Annotated in this window: 18 protein-coding genes; 5 read left to right on the top strand and 13 right to left on the bottom strand. The window is 43.7% G+C overall.

Features of this window, described 5'->3' with window-relative positions:
• Window position 1 precedes the first annotated feature (1 nt).
• The 12 genes from KDW03_RS12040 to KDW03_RS12095 form a co-directional block, all read right to left on the bottom strand.
• Window positions 2-652 (bottom strand): LolA family protein, encoded by a 651-nt coding sequence (locus KDW03_RS12040; protein ID WP_271435319.1) that lies wholly within the window; start codon window positions 650-652, stop codon window positions 2-4.
• A gap of 10 nt (window positions 653-662) precedes the next feature.
• The gene (locus tag KDW03_RS12045) at window positions 663-1,103 is read right to left on the bottom strand and encodes a hypothetical protein (RefSeq protein ID WP_271435320.1); all 441 of its coding nucleotides are present in this window, start codon (window positions 1,101-1,103) and stop codon (window positions 663-665) included.
• Window positions 1,103-3,181 (bottom strand): polyribonucleotide nucleotidyltransferase, encoded by a 2,079-nt coding sequence (gene pnp, locus KDW03_RS12050; protein WP_271435321.1) that lies wholly within the window; start codon window positions 3,179-3,181, stop codon window positions 1,103-1,105. The genes KDW03_RS12045 and pnp overlap by 1 nt, the downstream gene beginning before the upstream one ends.
• A gap of 27 nt (window positions 3,182-3,208) precedes the next feature.
• A complete protein-coding gene (rpsO, locus tag KDW03_RS12055; protein WP_271435322.1) occupies window positions 3,209-3,472 on the bottom strand; it encodes a 30S ribosomal protein S15 in 264 nt (87 codons plus the stop codon).
• Entirely contained in the window at window positions 3,463-4,413 is a 951-nt protein-coding gene (locus KDW03_RS12060; protein WP_271435323.1) for a bifunctional riboflavin kinase/FAD synthetase, read from the bottom strand. The genes rpsO and KDW03_RS12060 overlap by 10 nt, the downstream gene beginning before the upstream one ends.
• Complete coding sequence (locus KDW03_RS12065) at window positions 4,410-5,057, bottom strand: HAD family hydrolase (RefSeq protein WP_271435324.1); 648 nt, start codon at window positions 5,055-5,057, stop codon at window positions 4,410-4,412. The genes KDW03_RS12060 and KDW03_RS12065 overlap by 4 nt, the downstream gene beginning before the upstream one ends.
• Window positions 5,054-6,598 carry a murein biosynthesis integral membrane protein MurJ gene (gene murJ / locus KDW03_RS12070; protein ID WP_271435325.1) on the bottom strand — a complete coding sequence of 515 codons (1,545 nt, stop codon included), beginning with the start codon at window positions 6,596-6,598 and terminating at the stop codon, window positions 5,054-5,056. Before murJ ends, KDW03_RS12065 begins: the two co-directional genes overlap by 4 nt.
• A gap of 16 nt (window positions 6,599-6,614) precedes the next feature.
• Window positions 6,615-7,739 carry a CsgG/HfaB family protein gene (locus KDW03_RS12075; protein ID WP_271435326.1) on the bottom strand — a complete coding sequence of 375 codons (1,125 nt, stop codon included), beginning with the start codon at window positions 7,737-7,739 and terminating at the stop codon, window positions 6,615-6,617.
• Between the two features lie 76 nt (window positions 7,740-7,815).
• Window positions 7,816-8,700 (bottom strand): 4-hydroxy-tetrahydrodipicolinate synthase, encoded by an 885-nt coding sequence (dapA, locus tag KDW03_RS12080; RefSeq protein WP_271435327.1) that lies wholly within the window; start codon window positions 8,698-8,700, stop codon window positions 7,816-7,818.
• Between the two features lie 15 nt (window positions 8,701-8,715).
• Window positions 8,716-10,443 (bottom strand): AMP-dependent synthetase/ligase, encoded by a 1,728-nt coding sequence (locus KDW03_RS12085; protein WP_271435328.1) that lies wholly within the window; start codon window positions 10,441-10,443, stop codon window positions 8,716-8,718.
• Window positions 10,444-10,550: 107 nt separating this feature from the next.
• Window positions 10,551-11,702 (bottom strand): hypothetical protein, encoded by a 1,152-nt coding sequence (locus KDW03_RS12090; RefSeq protein ID WP_271435329.1) that lies wholly within the window; start codon window positions 11,700-11,702, stop codon window positions 10,551-10,553.
• Between the two features lie 74 nt (window positions 11,703-11,776).
• Complete coding sequence (locus KDW03_RS12095) at window positions 11,777-12,469, bottom strand: hypothetical protein (RefSeq protein WP_271435330.1); 693 nt, start codon at window positions 12,467-12,469, stop codon at window positions 11,777-11,779.
• Window positions 12,470-12,714: 245 nt separating this feature from the next.
• Here KDW03_RS12095 and rpsB point away from each other — a divergent pair, with 245 nt between their 5' ends.
• From rpsB to tsaB, 5 genes are all read left to right on the top strand, one after another.
• Window positions 12,715-13,512, top strand: a complete 798-nt coding sequence (gene rpsB / locus KDW03_RS12100; RefSeq protein ID WP_271435331.1) for a 30S ribosomal protein S2 — start codon at window positions 12,715-12,717, stop codon at window positions 13,510-13,512.
• 9 nt (window positions 13,513-13,521) lie between these two features.
• Window positions 13,522-14,340 (top strand): translation elongation factor Ts, encoded by an 819-nt coding sequence (gene tsf / locus KDW03_RS12105; protein WP_271435332.1) that lies wholly within the window; start codon window positions 13,522-13,524, stop codon window positions 14,338-14,340.
• 78 nt (window positions 14,341-14,418) lie between these two features.
• On the top strand, window positions 14,419-15,141 hold the full coding sequence (gene pyrH, locus KDW03_RS12110; protein WP_271435333.1) for a UMP kinase: 723 nt from the start codon (window positions 14,419-14,421) through the stop codon (window positions 15,139-15,141).
• A 3-nt stretch (window positions 15,142-15,144) separates the two neighbouring features.
• A complete protein-coding gene (locus tag KDW03_RS12115; RefSeq protein ID WP_271435334.1) occupies window positions 15,145-15,684 on the top strand; it encodes an RsmD family RNA methyltransferase in 540 nt (179 codons plus the stop codon).
• Window positions 15,681-16,355 carry a tRNA (adenosine(37)-N6)-threonylcarbamoyltransferase complex dimerization subunit type 1 TsaB gene (tsaB, locus tag KDW03_RS12120; protein ID WP_271435335.1) on the top strand — a complete coding sequence of 225 codons (675 nt, stop codon included), beginning with the start codon at window positions 15,681-15,683 and terminating at the stop codon, window positions 16,353-16,355. The genes KDW03_RS12115 and tsaB overlap by 4 nt, the downstream gene beginning before the upstream one ends.
• An 8-nt stretch (window positions 16,356-16,363) precedes the next feature.
• Here the strand turns inward: tsaB and KDW03_RS12125 are convergent, their stop codons facing one another.
• Complete coding sequence (locus KDW03_RS12125; RefSeq protein WP_271435336.1) at window positions 16,364-17,488, bottom strand: DUF362 domain-containing protein; 1,125 nt, start codon at window positions 17,486-17,488, stop codon at window positions 16,364-16,366.
• Window positions 17,489-17,493 lie beyond the last annotated feature (5 nt).

A 17,493-nucleotide genomic window follows, 5' to 3' on the forward strand; every position in this document is an offset into this window, starting at 1 on the left:
TTTACGACTCAGCCGGAGTCGAAATCAAAATATCATCAAAGATATACGTGTTTTCATCTGGTTCGTAGAGAAACCTATCCTCTCCCAGAGACATATTAAAACCCGTATAAGAAAGCTCAAGCTGAACCTCTCGGCCCAGCTGGTTTTTTGCCACCATACGCTGGATCTGCCCCTCAGGGGTGATAACCAGCTCAATATAACGAAAGGCAGAGAGCGTCGACTTGGGCTTAAACTCTATACGATAGGACTGTTTGCCACGAAACATGACCACATAATCCTTAGGTAAAAAAGGAATATACTCTTTCTGAAGCCTCTGAATATTCCAGCCTGTCAGTGGCGTTGCTGTCTTTGTTTTTTCAAGATTCTCACGAATAGCAATATTCTGATCTTTAATAACGATCCAGAGCACTTTCCCATCAGAAAGAATCCTATTTCCACTCGAATACTCCATCGCAAACTTTTGAGGGGCCTTGTAGTACATCACCCCGTTATACGTTTTTTTGTTCACCACATAGACAAAAGTTGCCGTAAAACTCTTTATCGTCGAGGTATAATTTTGAATCTTCTGAAGAAGAGTATTTACCGTAATCTTGTCCTGCTGAGCAAACACAAGAACCGGCACAAAAAACATACCAATAAGAAAACGCTTCATACATTGTCCTCTATGGTTTTGTTGCATTGGTTATATTACTCCTGGGACTCTGCACATTATACTGAGCACTGTAAGCCTTCACATAGAAAAAATACGTCACCCCGCTCTGAAGGGGATCCCCATTCGTATTTTTGGTCACGGTATAGGTAAAACGCTTTGCTTCATTCATCACAGAAATATTAGGTATCGTAGCCTGATTCTCCGAGGGACCGGGAAGCCTTCCCCCTCTATCCTGAAGGGCATCCTCCATCGCCGCTGCGATATAAATATTATACCCTTCAAAATACGGTTCATTATTCATGCCCCAAAAACTTAGCTCAATATCCCCATTCCCGTCCACAGTAGCCTCAAGGCCAAGAGGGGGATTGAGAGATATCTCCTGTTCAAAACTCTCAATCCCACAGCCAGTCACAAGGAATACCCAAAAAACTATCACGTGCCACCTTTTCATTACAGTTCCTTGAGAACAATGCGATGTTTCTCGTCTATATCGGTCACCATCGCTTGCACCACTTGCCCGAGCTGATAGGTAGAACGTACAGGCTTTTTCTCTTTCATATTGGATCGGTGAAGAAGTGCACTCTCTCCGGGTATAAGCTCAAGGAAAACACCGTAATCCTCTATCCTTATCACCTTTCCCTCAACCTTTTCACCCTTCTCAAAACCGTTCACAATGTGATTTACAATATAGAGACACCTCTCGATGTCTTCGTCTCTCTTACCACAGATAGCTACACGCCCATCATCATCGATAGAAATCGTTGTCTGTGTCTCCTCCATAATCCGCTTAATAACACGTCCCCCTGTCCCAATCACCTGTCCAATGGTAGATTCAGGAATATAGATCACTTTAATCTTCGGAGCATTGGCTGAGAGCTTTGGACGAGGTTCTGCAATGGCTTCATTCATCCTGGAAAGGATAAACGCTTGCCCTGCAAGTGCCTGATCAAGGGCTTCTTCCATCATTTTCTGCGTAAGTCCAATCGTTTTCACATCCATCTGAAACGCCGTAATTCCATCCTTCGTCCCAGCAACCTTGAAGTCCATATCCCCAAAATGATCCTCAAGTCCCTGGATATCAGAGAGAATACAGTAATCTCCTCTCTCTTTATTCCAGACAAGTCCCATGGCAATACCCGCCACAGGCTTGCGAATAGGCACACCCGTCGCCATAAGTGCGAGACTTGAGCTACATACCGTCGCCATCGAAGAAGATCCATTTGACTCCAGAATCTCAGAAACAACACGGATAGTATAGGGAAACTCCTCCTCAGTGGGCAAAATAGGTTCAATAGCCCTGTACGCAAGATGCCCATGCCCAATCTCACGACGAGAGGGAGCAAGGGTTCGTTTCACCTCTCCCGTGCTAAAAGGAGGGAAATTATAGTGAAGCATAAAACGCTTGGACTCTTCTTCTTCCATGCTGTCCACGTATTGTACATCAGAGGTTGACCCCAACGTTACAATCCCAAGGCTCTGGGTCTGACCCCGGGTAAAAAGAGCCGATCCATGCACATTTTCCAGAAGATCAAGCTCAATAGTAATAGGACGAATTTCATCCGGTTTTCTTCCATCGGGACGAACCCTTTCTGTAAGAATCGTTTCTCGAATTACCTCAATCTCTATATCATCAAGCAAGGTCTTTGCTTCGTTGTATCCTGCATGCTCCTCAGATATCCCAAACTGCTCGAGAAGAGTTTTCTTAAGGTTATCAACAGCCTCAGCGCGTGCCTTCTTATCCACGACATACGCAGCTTCGCGCATAGGCTTCCACGATGCTTCTCGTATCTGCTTTCTGAGATCCTCGGAGAGAATTTTTGCTGGCTCCTGTATCACGAGCTTTTCCGGCTTCACCAAATCCACCAGTTCTTCGATAAGAGCGATCTCTTCCTTGATATGAATATGGGCAATACGAAGAGCCTCCAAAAGAACATCTTTACTCACTTCATGGGCTCCACCTTCTACCATGGTAAGCCCTTCTTTGGTGCCACCCACCACAATATCAAGGAGTGATTCCTCAACCTCTCTCATGGAAGGATTGACAATATAACGTCCATTATTCATATACGCTATACGCACTGCCCCAATAGGCTCAAGAAAGGGAATAGGAGAAATCGAAAGAGCAGCCGAAGCCCCAATAATACCCAATACATCAGTGGAATACACCTGATCTGCCGAAAGAGTACTTGCAATCACCTGAACTTCGTTATAGAAATTCTCGGGGAAAAGAGGTCGAATCGGACGATCAATCAATCGAGAAACAAGAATCTCCTTCTCCGTAGGTTTACCCTCACGTTTAAAATAACCACCCGGAATTTTTCCTGCGGCATAAAACTTTTCCTGATAGTGTACCGTCAAAGGAAAAAAGTCAATTCCCTCCGGGACCTCCTTGGACATACACGCTGTCACCAGGACTGCATTACCGCCACTTTTGACAAGAACAGCCCCGTCAGCCTGTTTGGCCATTTTTCCCGTTTCGAGAACAATCTCCTTATCCCCGACTTTGCCTTTTACTGTAAAAAAACTCATGGAAGGTATCTCCTTATTATCTAAACCTTACAGCCCCAATTCCTTTGTTATTGCATGGTATCTCTCTGGATTTTTTCGGTGAAGATACACCAACAGGGCTTTTCGCTTACCAATCAGTCTCTGAAGACCACGCAGAGACTTGTAGTCCTTGGGAAACTTTTGAAGATGCTCACTAAGATTCTTAATCTCGGCAGACAAAACAGCAATCTGCACCTCAGTGTTTCCTGTGTCTTTTTCGTTTTTGCCGTACTTTTGTACAAGCATTTTCTTCTGTTCTGCAGTTACAGCCATAAACTTCTATCCTCCAAACCTTTCAACGTTTTCTTTATAGAATAAAAACGCAAGGTCCATAAAACCTTCACTCTATCATTATAAAGCATTTTTTTTAATTCTTCAAGATTATGAAAGGTTTTTTCATCACGAATTTTTTTCACAAAGGCACAGGCTACCGTTTTCCCAACTACAGGAATGCCTGAAAGCACATGAGATTCCATCCGAAGATCCTTACCATGAACCGTGGGACGATATCCTACATAACTCATCGACGGATGCCAGCCATCCTCAGTGAGTGTCCAGCTCGCATACACCCCTTCTTTCGGGATAACCTGCGTTCCTACAGCGATATTAATCGTGGGAAAGCCAATCTTTTGCCCTATCTTATCTCCTTCAAAAACCTTCCCTTGATACACGTACGCTCGCCCCAAAAGCTTTGCTGCTAACTCCATATCTCCAGCTGCCACAGCGTGACGGATGGCCGTTGAGCTCACCACGTCTTTTGCTTTTTTCACAAAAGAAACCACTTTAAGACGATATCCATAGCGATTTTGCCACTCACGAAGCAGGTGAATATTCCCCGTTCTGTCCCGCCCAAAATGAAAATCCTCCCCCACAATCACCAGAGGATCTTTCATCCTGTGAACAAGCTGCAACACAAACTCAAGAGCAAGAAGTGAATGGATCTCCTGAAACGAAAGCCTCACTGCATATTCAAACCCAAACCGTTCAAAAATTCTCCATTTTGTTTCCAGCGGGAGTATTTCACCTCTATAGTCAGGCTTGCCAAGCCAGAACCCTGTTGGCCTATCAAAACTTATCACCACTTTAGGACCCCTGCGACGCATTACCTCTCGAAATATCCGTTGATGTCCCAGATGCACACCATCAAAATTTCCAATGGTCACTGCAGGATTGGTAAGTACTGGCAACTCATCTATGTGAGAAACTATTTTCATTGTCTTACCCACTCCATCAAGAAATCCTTCGCCTCATACAGACTCCCAAAAACCCTATGCGCAAGAGAAAAATCCTGACTTTTTGTGTATTCATTCGGAACAGCAAGAGGAAGACACCCCGCAGCATGAGCCGCTCGAATCCCGTTGGCTGAATCCTCCAAAACCGCTGCTCTTTCAGGAGAAATGTTTAACTTTTCTACAGCTTTTACAAAAATTTCCGGGCTTGGCTTACCCGAAGACACATCATCCGATGTCTGAACAATATCAAACATTTCCTCAAGTCCCAGGGCTTTCAACACCTCTGTTACCATCTTTTTTGTATTTCCTGTCCCTATAGCAAGTTTTACAAGAGGTTTCAAGGTTCTGACAATCTCATAGAGACCCGGCATAGGCTGAAGCCCAGTACGGATACACGCTAAAATCCTCTCATCCCTCTCCGCAAGAAGAGTTTCCGGGGACTCATCAAGCCCGAGTTCACGTACAAACAGCCGCATCGAATCAAGCGGTTTCTGTCCCATCATACGATGGAGAAGTTCATCCTCCACCCTTTTCCCTCTCTTCCGCCCCATATCACGCTCCACCTCAAAGTAGAAACTCTCCGTATCAACCATGAGGCCATCCATATCAAAAATTACCGCCTTCACCGATAAAACTCCACTCGAAATATTTTCGTCAAAAGGTAATACATCCCCATAAAAACGGCAAACACCACACCGGCAAAAAGAATATATCCTATACCGACAGGCACCAGAGACTCAAGTCGTCGGTAAACCCACGTCACCCCAAACCCCACCACAAGAGAAAAAACAAACCATACCAACGTTTTGCCGCCTACTGTTTTCCAAACCCTCTTTTCGACCATCCCTCCACGGAGACCTTTAAAATAATACAACATAACAACATAACTTGAAATCGTTTCCGCAAGAATTACCCCTTTTACCCCCAGGGCTGGCAAAAAAGAGAGAAAATAAAGCCCCCCTGTCAAAAAAAGTGTCAAAAGATTTGATCGTAGAGGTGTTTTCGCATCATGCGTGGCATAGAATATCTTCTCAAAAACCACAGCCACACTCATCGGGAGAAGCGAAAAAGCAAAAAGCCGTAGCACCTCATTCGACAGTGCAAGCAGTTCCTGCGTCATTCTCCCTGATCTCCCCATAAGAGCAACAAACACATCATAAAAGAGTACACGATTCACCGTTTCCGGCAACAAGATAAAGAAAATCATCATAGGAAGTGTCCAGAACAAAAGAAAAAGCAAACCCTCCTCCACGGCATGAGAAAACTCCTCACGACTCCCCCTCTCACGAAAACGAGAAAGAAGTGGCATCATCACCGTTCCAACAGCGATCGCAATAAACCCCAGCGGTGCGCTCAAAACAGTAAACGCATTCATATAGACCACATACCCTCCCACAAAAAAAGACAAAAACCATGTTGCTAGAAAATTCTTTGCCGTAAGCGCTACCATATTCCCCGCCGTTGGCCAGAAAAGCCTCCAAAATCTCTCTTCCGCAGGATGTCCGTGCCATACCAATTTTAGCCCATACCCCAGTCGGGAAATATCCTTCCCCTGAACAAGTACCATTACCAGGGATCCCAGGACTACAGAGATGGCAGAAACATAAATCCCCACCGTTCCCGCAAAAAATAAAGGAAGACCGATAAAGATCACATTAAAAAGCACGGGACCTGCCGCTGAGGAACCAAAAATCTGAAAGCTATTCAAAACCCCCATACGAAGAGCATACCAGTTAATAAGCGGAATATACGGCATCATAATGATCATAAGCAGGATATATTCCCGCATGCGTCTAGCATCAAATCCAGAAGCAAGCCATGGACCATACCAGAAGGCTGTCACTCCAAGCACCAGAGCAAGCAAAAGCGAAAAAATACCAAAAACTGTCATGACACGATGGGCAAACAGCTTCGCTTCTTCCTCTCCCTTTTGCTCACGAACCTGATTAAACACAGGAATAAAAGCACTCCCGAGAGCCCCCCCTTCGCCAATATAGCGACGAAACGCATTTACCAGACGAAATGCTGCCCAGAAAGTATCCCCTGAAGCACCAAAAAGATAGGTAAATATCATCTGCTTCACCACACCCGTAACTCTGGACAAAAATGTCCAGAAGCTATTGGTACCTATGTGACGAAGCGAGAGAAACCTCTTAGAACCAGCCATTCACTATCCAGCCACGTTAGTAAAGAAAACTGAGACGCACTCCTGCATACCCGTAAGTAAGCCCATCTTTCACATAAGAAGCAAGCTCCGTTGGAATATACACATCTTCAACCATTTGACCAGGAAGATTTTCAGGATAGTCACTTTCTAAAAGCGAAGGCGTGAGTCCTGCAATTACTCCCGCTTCCGCGACGAGCATAAAGGATCTGCCCAGATGAATACCAAACTGAAGGGAAAAAGGTATCGTCCACTCAAAACAACTGATAGAGTACTCTTGATTGGGCATGGTGTAGGTAAAGGAGGGAATATCAAAACCTATACCAATGCCTCCACCCAAAAGCACATACCCATTCGCCAACAGATTCAGATTCAGCCCAACATTAAACATAAGACCAGTCGCACTGAGATTTGAACTTATCCCACCATCATAGAAACGTAAGTCCATAAAAAACTCCCCATTTCTATCAGAAGGATCCTTCAGGATGAGAGACAACATTCCACCCGCTCTTGCCTGATCATTGGTGGTAAAGCGAAGACCATAAAATCCAATGTCAAACGATTCATCAGGACGATCCCATGTTTGAGGACTTCTCCAACTGCTTGTATTCGCCGAGGAAGAAACAACCTCCTTTTTTGGGAGCTTCCGCTTTGCCACATACGCAGGAACATTCTGTCCCCTTGCCCTTTTTACCATACGGTCAGCCAGGTCAGGAATAATCTCCGGAAGACTTTCCAGATCGTATGCATACACCTGATCTGCAAAATCAATGACTCCCGTCTTGGTATCAATTGACTTCATCGTGATCATGTATTTTTCACCAAAATTTGCAAGACTTCCCACCCATATCTTTTGTGCCCCAAGAAAACTCCCTATCTCCGTAGCCTGTTCCTCTTCCGTCAGTCCAGAAAGTCTAAGTTTTTGTTCTTCAAGGATACGATTGAGCTGACTCCGTTCTACCACAAGAAAATACTGCTTATTCACCACCTCCATCTGGAGTTGCTCCGTCAGAAAATCCATATCCACACTCGAATCCAGTCTTGACTCTATCCTTAAAATAGCAATCTTGACCTTTTCTGTCTCTCCCCACAGAGAAATCATACTAACAAAACCCAACAATACAATTGCGATCAACCTTTTCATCGTCTCCTCCTTATTGAGAAACCCTCATACTTTCAGCACAGAAGCTGTGAAGTTCTCAATACATTATAAAACCTTTTCAGGAAATTTTCAACAAACCTTGACTCTTCAGAAAATCTCGAAGTTTCGCCTCGTTTGCCGACGAGAGAGGACAGAGCGGGAGCCTGTATTCCAGATTCGGAATACGTCCCATATAGTAAGCCGCAGCTTTCACAGGAATAGGATTGGTTTCCACAAACATCATCCGATGAAAAGGCAGCATCTCAAAAAAGATTTTTTGAGCCCTTTCACGATCCCCGGCAAAATACGAAGCAAACATCTCATGGTTTTGTTTTGGAAGAATATTTGCCGTGACAGAGATAGCTCCCACCCCCCCCATGGCGAGAAGTGCATAAGCAGTAAAATCATCTCCTGAAATAAGGAGAAATCCTGATTTTACCTTTTCCATCATTTCAGCAGCGTATTTGAGATCCCCCGTGGCTTCTTTTACCCCTATGACATGAGGAAGTTCAGAAAGCCTTCCCATCGTCTCCGGAGAAAGAGAAACTGCTGTCCGTCCTGGAACATTGTAGAGAATCATCGGAAGCGCCACAGCATCCTGGATAGCCTTAAAATGGAGGTACAAACCCTCCTGGGTAGGCTTATTATAATACGGGGTGATCGAAAGATGCGCATCCGCCCCCACTTCTTTTGCTGCTTGGGCAAGCTCTATAGCCTCACGGGTAGAGTTTGATCCCGTTCCAGCAATCACCGGAATCCTCCCCCGCACCTTTTTGACCACAAAAGAAACCACCTCTTTGTGTTCGGCATGGCTCAGTGTTGCCGATTCTCCTGTGGTACCACAGGGCACCAGAGCATCCGTTCCTTCGGCAATATGCCATTCGACCAAATTTTCTAAAGCCTCGTAATCAACTTCTCCGTTTTTAAATGGCGTAATCAAAGCCACCATGGAACCGCGAAACATATCTCCTCCCGCTTTTTATGTGTTAAGGAAATCACTGCCAGAATAAAGGAAACGCTTAATCTTTCTCGTAGAAGTTTTATCAAACTCTTCGCGTCGGATACGAAAACCTCGAATCTTTTTATAATCCGGGAGCTTGGCATTTACCTCTCTCATGTGCCTGTCTATCATTTGTTCTACCAGATCATCCGTGAGTTCAAGGTTATTGAGATTGCAGTACGTATCAAAAAATTCATAATTTGGTACCACATAGGCATAGATATTCTCACCCTTGGAGTGCTGACTCTCTGGGCCCCCAAGCACCAGACTCTCGAGAACAAAATCACTCTCGTTGATGAGCTCCTCTATCTCCTCAGGATAAACATTCTTTCCTCCGGGAGTGACTATAATATTCTTGATTCGTCCGGTCACAAAAAGATAGCCATTCTCCAATTTCCCCATATCTCCGGTGTGGAGCCAGCCATCCTTGTCTATCACTTCTTTGGTTGCCTTGGGATTACGATAATAGCCTTTCATCACAATGGGACCACGAACGCAGATTTCACCGTTGCCTTCGCTATCAGGATTGTCAATTTTCACCTCAATCCCATCGATGATCTCTCCGACAGAATAATTATTCACTCGTCCAACTCTGTTTACGGAAACCACCGGAGAGGTTTCTGTAAGACCATAGCCATTGAGAAGTGTTAAACCAAGAACTTCAAACCCTTTGGCAACCTTGTGATTGAGAGGCGCTGCACCAGAAATAGCAAACCGTATCCCATCAAGATGGGCTTTCTTGCGAAGAAAAGAAAAAATCACCTTTCCCGCTTTCTTCCTCGTCAGGGCATTAAGCCCGGCCGTAAAATGATACAATCCCATAAGGATATGCTTCACCCCAAAGGGGAGATTTCTGACCTGACGCATAATACCGCCATAGATCTTTTCAAACAAAAGAGGTACGCCGATCATCACCGTTACACCAGTTTCCCGAATATTGTCAAACATTTTATTTGGCTTTAAGCTTTCAGCATACGTTGCACTCGCTCCCTTGTACAACACTGTCAATTCCACTGAAAACTCGTACGTGTGATGAAGCGGCAAAACCGACAAAAGTACATCCGTATCCTGTAATGGTACAGCCTTAGCAAGGGCATTGATTTGGGCTGCAAAATTGCCATGCGTAAGCATCACCCCTTTGGGTTTCCCTGTCGTTCCTGAGGTATAGATGAGAGAAGCTACATCATCAGGATTCACCACCAGTTCACGGTGCTCTTTGTGTTCTTTTGACCAACCCTCCTCGAGAATATCCTGCCAGTAACGCACTTTTTTCTGAATTTCTTTAGGCACATCTACCCGATCAAAGAGAATAATCTCCGAAAGCTGTTTTACTACCTCCGGTTCAGAGAGTACATTTTCGAGAAGAGAGGCTGTAGTAAAAATATACTTTGCCCCACAATCAAGGAGAAGGTTTTTCACCTCTATATCAGAAAGACGGGCATCCAGAGGCACAGCCCATACTCCATTATAAACAATCCCGAGATAGGCCATCATCCATTCTGGACGGTTCTCAGAATACAGTGCGACCATATCCCCCTTTTTTAATCTTTTTGAACGAAGTAAATATGCCGCCACTGAGCGTACATTTTGTACAAACTCATAATACGTATACTGTCGATACGTATTTCCTTCTTTCATGCGAGAAACAGGCTTCCGTCCAAAAATAGACAAATAATTTACCAAATGTTGTAAACTGGTAATTTCCATAGATTACCTCCCCATTTTCCTGAGGTATATTATAAGGGAAAATATACTGATTGCAAGAGGCTAACAAAAAATTTTTACACCCGTCGTGTTAATAAAGAAAAGTCGTGTTAATAAAGAAAAAAGGAAAACACAAGTATTAACAATGTAAGTACTGCGATACCCACAATACCCACAATAATCGCTGAAGAGACTGATGGACGATTTTTGGCTTCAGTGAGAGGAGAAGAATTAGAAACAATAGAACGAGTATTCTCTTCTGAAGAAGCAATAGGATTACCCTCGGCATCAAAATTCAGACTAAAAATTACCGGGGCATCAGAAGCCTTTTTCCCCTCATCAAAGGATTTTTGCGTCGTTTGTGAAGGGGCTTTCGTCTGAACTCTTACCTTTCCCCCAATCACAAAGGTACCAAATATCCCCGGAGCAAAAAGTAATGTAATCCGTCGATTCTCTGAAGCTGGCATAAGTTGGTTCTCCAAAACTTTCCCCACGATAATATTTGGCGATAGAACATCGGCAGGCTTAAGCTTCTCCACGAGTTCAGGAACAATTTCTCTCTCATCCAATACCCTCACATATACTTCTTCCATAGAAGCAAGACTTTCTGCATCTTTGCCTCCCAAAGGAGAGAGTACCGGCTCTATCTTCAAATTCATGAGGACAAGATTGGCTGGATTACTGGAAATAACCTTGAGCCCATCATGAGTATTGCTGAGATAGGCCCTTGTGCGAAAAATATCTGCATCTTCCAGTACAAATTTTACTAAAACATTAGCATCATAGATAACCCTATTAACTTCATTGGTGAAAAAACGCTTGAGATTGATAAGATCTGGATTTGCTCTATCAGAGAAATACCCTGTCAGTACCGAGACATTATCTTTCGAAAGGATTTGAGCCTCTATACGTGACGCAAGATCTGGATCAGATTCGGATGCAAGCTGATAATTTCGAAGCATCTCTATATAGGCTTCCCATGGATCCTCAATACGAATCCTACTCAGATTCATGTCTGTGGTACAAACAACATAAACATAATCAGGAGAAAGGGTTTGATGATTATAAAAAAGCACATAAGCCCCATAGAGATTACGGCGAGAGGCTATAAACTTGCCCTTAAGGACAGTGATGTCCTTATCCGAAGACTCCATGATCCGAATTACTTTGTCCACATCACCATTAAAAAAGTCCAATAAGTTCTGTGCAAATTCTTGCGAGATTCCGTAGTTGTTAACAAGAATCTCCGCTTTTACACCCATAAATCCCCCTTGTTCAGGTAAAATCTTATGGCTTGATTTTTATAGAATACATTATAAGGCTTTTTAAAAAAAAATCAACTATTATCCTTCGAAAGAATTGTTTTTATCGCTTTAGCCACAATCTCAGGATTTGTGTTGATTTTTTTGTCGTTCACCTTAAAAGAGATCGTATTATCAGAAAATTTTGGTTTTTCTTGTTCATACTCTTTCTTAAGCTGCATATAATCCTCTTGACTTGAGACAGCTTCGCCTCCATGACCTCCTGAAAGAATGGAAAACTCCCGTTCTTCATCCTCCTCCGAGGATAAAGCTTTTTCAGGACTAAAAACGCCTCTTTCTTCGATAGAAAACTCTGGCATTTCGGAGGACTGTTTCTCCCCTTGAAAGGAGGCATGACCTTGCTCGTTCCCACTCATGACATCTTCCCAACTTTCGCTATCCTCAACAATATTCAGCCTATTGCCTGCACCAGGAGAGGTCTCGTCAGAAAACCCTTTTTCGTCGAAGGTTTGCGATGCCGCGGGCTCTTTCTCAGGTAAACTCTTGCCCTCCAAAAGCATCATAATATCCTCAAAATCTTGAGGAGGTAAAACCCGCTGGAGAATAAATAATAGTAAAAAACCCATCCCCCCCATTCCTATACCACTCACCGCCGCTCTGAGAAGCACAGTGAGTATATCGACACCCGATAATAAACCCAACAAAAAAGAGACCACCCCTCCTACACCTGCAAGGAAAAGAACCAAACGATGGGTTAAAAACCTCATCCTTTCCTCCCTCTCTATTATCTCACAAATAAACAAAAAAGTCAAGAATTTTCTCATTTTTTCAGAAAAACCCATACAACTTAATTTCTTTTCCCTCTTAATCCAGAAAATATTCACAATGATTTTTTATTTTTCCTCTTTTTTGTTATAAAAATACTTAAAAATACCCCCTCTTTCATTTGACAGAAATTCCGAAGTATGTTATAATTTTACACTAAAACTCCCAAGGAGAGTAAGGAGAGAGTATGGCGAGTCTTATTTACCAGGAAAAAGAACTCATGAATGCTTTGCTGGAAGCCGGTGTACATTTTGGTCATCAAACCAAGCGCTGGAATCCAAAGATGAAGCAATTCATCTACACAAAAAGAAATGGCATCTACATCATAGACTTACGGCACACTATGGAGATGCTTCAAAAGGCATATCAGGCGGCAAAAGATCTGGCTGCTAATGATGGGGTTATTCTTTTTGTTGGTACCAAAAAACAGGCCCAGTCTTCTATTCTTCAGGAAGCAACCCGCTGTAATATGCCTTATGTCACCAAACGATGGCTTGGTGGTACCCTGACAAACTTCAATACCATCAAGAAATCCATCGACAAGATGAAAAAACTCGAAGCAAAGCTTGAAGCAGAGCGTAATAAAATCACCAAAAAAGAAGCTATTGACATTGAACGCACAATTGCCAAAATGAAAGGCTTCTATGAAGGTATCCGGGATATGAAGCGTCTTCCCGATGCTTTGTGGGTGGTTGATATAAAAAGGGAAATCAACGCTGTTCTTGAAGCCCGCTCGCTTGGAATTAAGGTTTTTGGTATTGCCGATACAAACTGTGATCCTGAGTTGCTTGATTATCCTGTACCCGCAAATGATGATGCTATTCGCTCAGTGAAGCTTATCACCTCTCTGATCGCTGATGCTGTTATCGAAGGTTCAACTATGGCTGCAAAGAAAGAAACTGTCGTTGAAGAGAGCGAAGAAACGGAAACAGCAAGCACGGAAGATGAATATCTCGATGTTGATGAAGATAGTCTTGTAAAATAAGGAGCTCTTATGGAAATTACAGCAAGCATGATTAAAGAGGTCAAAGAAAAAACAGGAGCCGGCATTGTTGATTGTAAACAGGTTTTAGCCGAAACAAATGGTGATATTGCCAAAGCTATCGAGGTTTTGAAGAAAAAGGGTCTCGCGAAGGCAAGCAAAAAAGAAGGCCGTACAGCTGTCGAAGGAATTGTAGCCTATAAAGTAGAAGGAAAGAAGGGACTTTTGTTTCGTCTCAACTGTGAGACAGACTTTGTGGGAAAAACTCCTGAGTTTAAGGCTTTTGCTGAAAAGATCATGGATCTCGTGTTTTCCAAAGCGTACCCTGCAAGCGATACTCTGCCTGCAGACGTTGAAGAGCTCCGCAAAGAAGCTGTAGCCAACTTTGGAGAGAATGTGCTCGTGTCCTGGCAGTGGATTGAGGCAAAGGGAACTCTTTTCCCTTATGTTCACCTCAACAAGGTAGCCTCCATCACTGACTTTGGCAATCTTTCAGACAATGCTGAAGTTCAGGACGTGGCCAAAAAAATTGCTATGCAGATTACCTCTATGAATCCTCTGTCTGTCTCTGTAGATTCGCTTCCTGGAGATGTTCGTGCAGAAATGCAAAAGACCTTTGAAGAGGAAGCAAGAGCGACAGGAAAACCAGAAAAGGTGATCGAAAATATCGTAAAAGGCAAATTTGAAAAGTACTACACCGAAGTTGTCCTTTTGGAACAACCATTTATCTTTGACGAGGAAAAGAAGGTAAAGGATCTCCTTACCGAACTCAAAAAATCAACAGGCGTTGATTTAACGGTTTACCAATTTATCCGCCTCTCTCTCCAGTAAACATACAACGGCTGTCCACTCAAAAAGGACAGCCGTTTTTTCAATATTTTGGACGAAATCTTTGTAGAAGGAGTTTGTATGTCTTCGCCAAAATACAAAAGGGTCTTGTTAAAGATCAGTGGAGAGGTGCTTGGGGGAAAAAATGGTGGACTGGACTATGATGCCATCAACAGTGTGGCCACTCAAGTAGCAGATGCTGCAAAAACGGGGGTAGATCTCGCTCTGGTAGTCGGCGGCGGCAATATCATCCGTGGTACGGAAGCTCAAAACTTTGGGGTAGCGCGCACAACTGCTGATTACATGGGCATGCTTGCTACCGTCATCAATTCACTTGCCCTTCAGGCCGTACTCGAAGAAAGGTATAACCTTCAAACTCGTGTTCAATCTGCCATCAAAGTTTCCTCAGTGGCAGAAGATTTTATCCGAAGACGCGCTATCCGTCATCTGGAAAAGAAAAGAATCGTCATCTTTGCTGCAGGCACAGGCAATCCTTATTTCTCTACAGATACAGCGGCTGTTCTCCGCGCTATAGAAATCCAAGCGGATCTTATGATCAAGGCAACGAAAGTCGATGGCGTCTATGACAAGGATCCTAAAAAGTATGCTGATGCCAAACGATTTGAAAGTATTTCATTCAGGAACGTTCTTGAAAAAAGGCTCCAGGTCATGGATAGCACAGCCATTGCCCTTTGTATGGACAACAACCTCCCTATCATGGTGCTCAATATCTTTGAACAAGGTCATATTGTTGATGCTATCATGGGAAAACCCGTCGGTACCCTGGTTCACTCCGGAGAATAACCTATGCATATTACCACAGGCAGCCTCAAAGGAAAAGTCCTTCTCACACCTACCCGTGGTATCCGTCCCACCGCTGAGCGAGTAAGACAGGCGCTTATGAACTCCCTTGGCCCAAAACTTCAAGGGGCACGCTTTCTTGATCTTTTTTGTGGTACAGGCTCAGTGGGAATCGAAGCCATCAGCCAGGGAGCAGGCTTTGTTTGCTTTGTGGAAAAAGCAGAAAAAAACTACATTTTACTTAAACAAAACCTTTCCAATCTAGGGGTAGAAAAAAACCTCTATAAAACGATCAAAACAAACATTTTTACGATGAAACCAGAACAACTCGAGGGTACTTTTGATATTATTTTTGCCGATCCCTTCTATGAAGATATCAAAGATGGTTTTGAAACCATTTATCATCTTGTATGGCAGGTACTCAATCCTGGTGGTATTTTCGTCTGTGAACACGGCACCAAAGATAACCTCTCTCAATTTCCAGGCTACCAGGAAACCAAAAGCTATGGCGATAGTCAACTCTCCTTTTTTGTGAGGCAGGTGTGAAAGTTCTCTCTTTTGACACTTCTCACCCAAGACGAACAGTTATTAACCTCACCTATGAGCATCAGAGTCTCAATATCACCCTTGATATCACCTCAAGTCAACAGAATAAATTGCTTTTTGGTATTGATCATCTTCTCTCTACCCTGGGTATTTCCCTTTCCTCAGTGGAAGATCTTGTCATAGGCATAGGACCAGGATCTTTTACAGGACTCAGGATTGGACTGGCACTTGCCAAGGGATTTGCATGGGCTCAGTCTCTTCGTCTTCATGCTGTTTCTTCGCTGGAAACCCTTGCCCTTTCTTTTCCGTGGGAATGTGTTCCCCAGGCAACTGTCGTCGCCATGACAGACGCCAGGATGAAAAAGATCTACACATGCGTGTATCAAAAAAAACAAAAAATCATCTCAGAAAGCGATCTCTTCCCTGAAGAACTTGCAAAAATACTTACCCAACTCCCCGGCCCCTACTGGTTCGTAGGCGACAACCTCTACCAGAAGGAACTCACAGAGAAGCTTGGTGAAAATCAATGTCATTTTCTTCCTCTGTGGATCACACCTGAGGTTTTACGCGATCATGGGATGAACCACCCCCCCCTTTCCAAAGAAGAGATCACGACATTAGAACCAAGATACCTGCGAAAAAGCGAAGCAGAAAATCAAAAACAAAAATAACCCACAAACTACCAGAGCTTTCGTCGAAGCTCTATAGCCTCGACAGGACAAATCTCATGACAACAAAAACAACGAATACACCTTGTATAATCAATCGCAACCTGTTTCTGTCCCCCTTTCATACGCCAACTAAGCGCCTGGGCCGAACAGATCTGAATACACCGACCACAACGGATACATTTCTGATGCAAAAAAAATGGCCGGGGAACAAGAAGATTTCTTGCGAGTGCAAACAACCATGGGAAACGTTCTTTGATAAAGCCTGTGTCAGAAACCTCTTTGACCAGGACAAAATCCCCTATTCTTGCTTCTTCCCGGTCTATTCCCACTATCTCAATGCTTTCTTTATATCCTTCTGGCATCAATGCAAGGGCTTTTTGCAGAATGGGAATCTGTTCCACCTTATACCCGATAAGTTGTGAAGCCACAATATCCAGAGCAAGAGTATCATCCGAAGCAAGAAGCAATCCCACTTTGCGAGGACTTCCTCCCTGGGGGCCCTCGCCTTCCATCGCTACAACCGCATCCATCAAGCTCATGACAGGATTGACAAGAAGATACAAATCCACAATCATTTGAGCAAAACGCTCGCGCTCCGGAAACTGAAGATGAAAACGAGACTTCTGCAGTCCCTGAACAAGCCCAAACAGGTTTTTAATAGCCCCTGTGTAAAACATCTGTGTATGCGTTTTGAGTTTGGGAAGAGAAATCACCATGTCATTTTCTACAAGGGCTTTCACTACCTCAAACCGCTTTACAAGTACTCCACGGGGATTTTCCTGCCAGACTGTCTCCTTAAAAGATGCTGGATCCACCCCATACTTTTGCAAAACCTCATCAAGCCCAATCTTTCGCATCACTGCCATCATATCCTCAATTGCAGGGGAATCCCCCACCTCAAGAGAAAATCCAGCCTCTTTCAAAATCGCGATCACTGCTTCCACAACCACAGGATGGGTTGTCACCGCTCGTTCAGGCACTTGCGAAGAGAGAAGATTTGGTTTGAGAAGGATTTTTTGTCCTCGTTGACGGAGTTTTTCCAAAAAACCTCCAAGAGTAAAAAGATTTCTCACTGCTGCCAAAACCTCATCGTGATGGTATGATTCACAACGAACAGCGTAAACCTTCGGCATACATA

This window comes from Thermospira aquatica (assembly GCF_023525255.1).
Taxonomy (GTDB): domain Bacteria; phylum Spirochaetota; class Brevinematia; order Brevinematales; family Thermospiraceae; genus Thermospira; species Thermospira aquatica.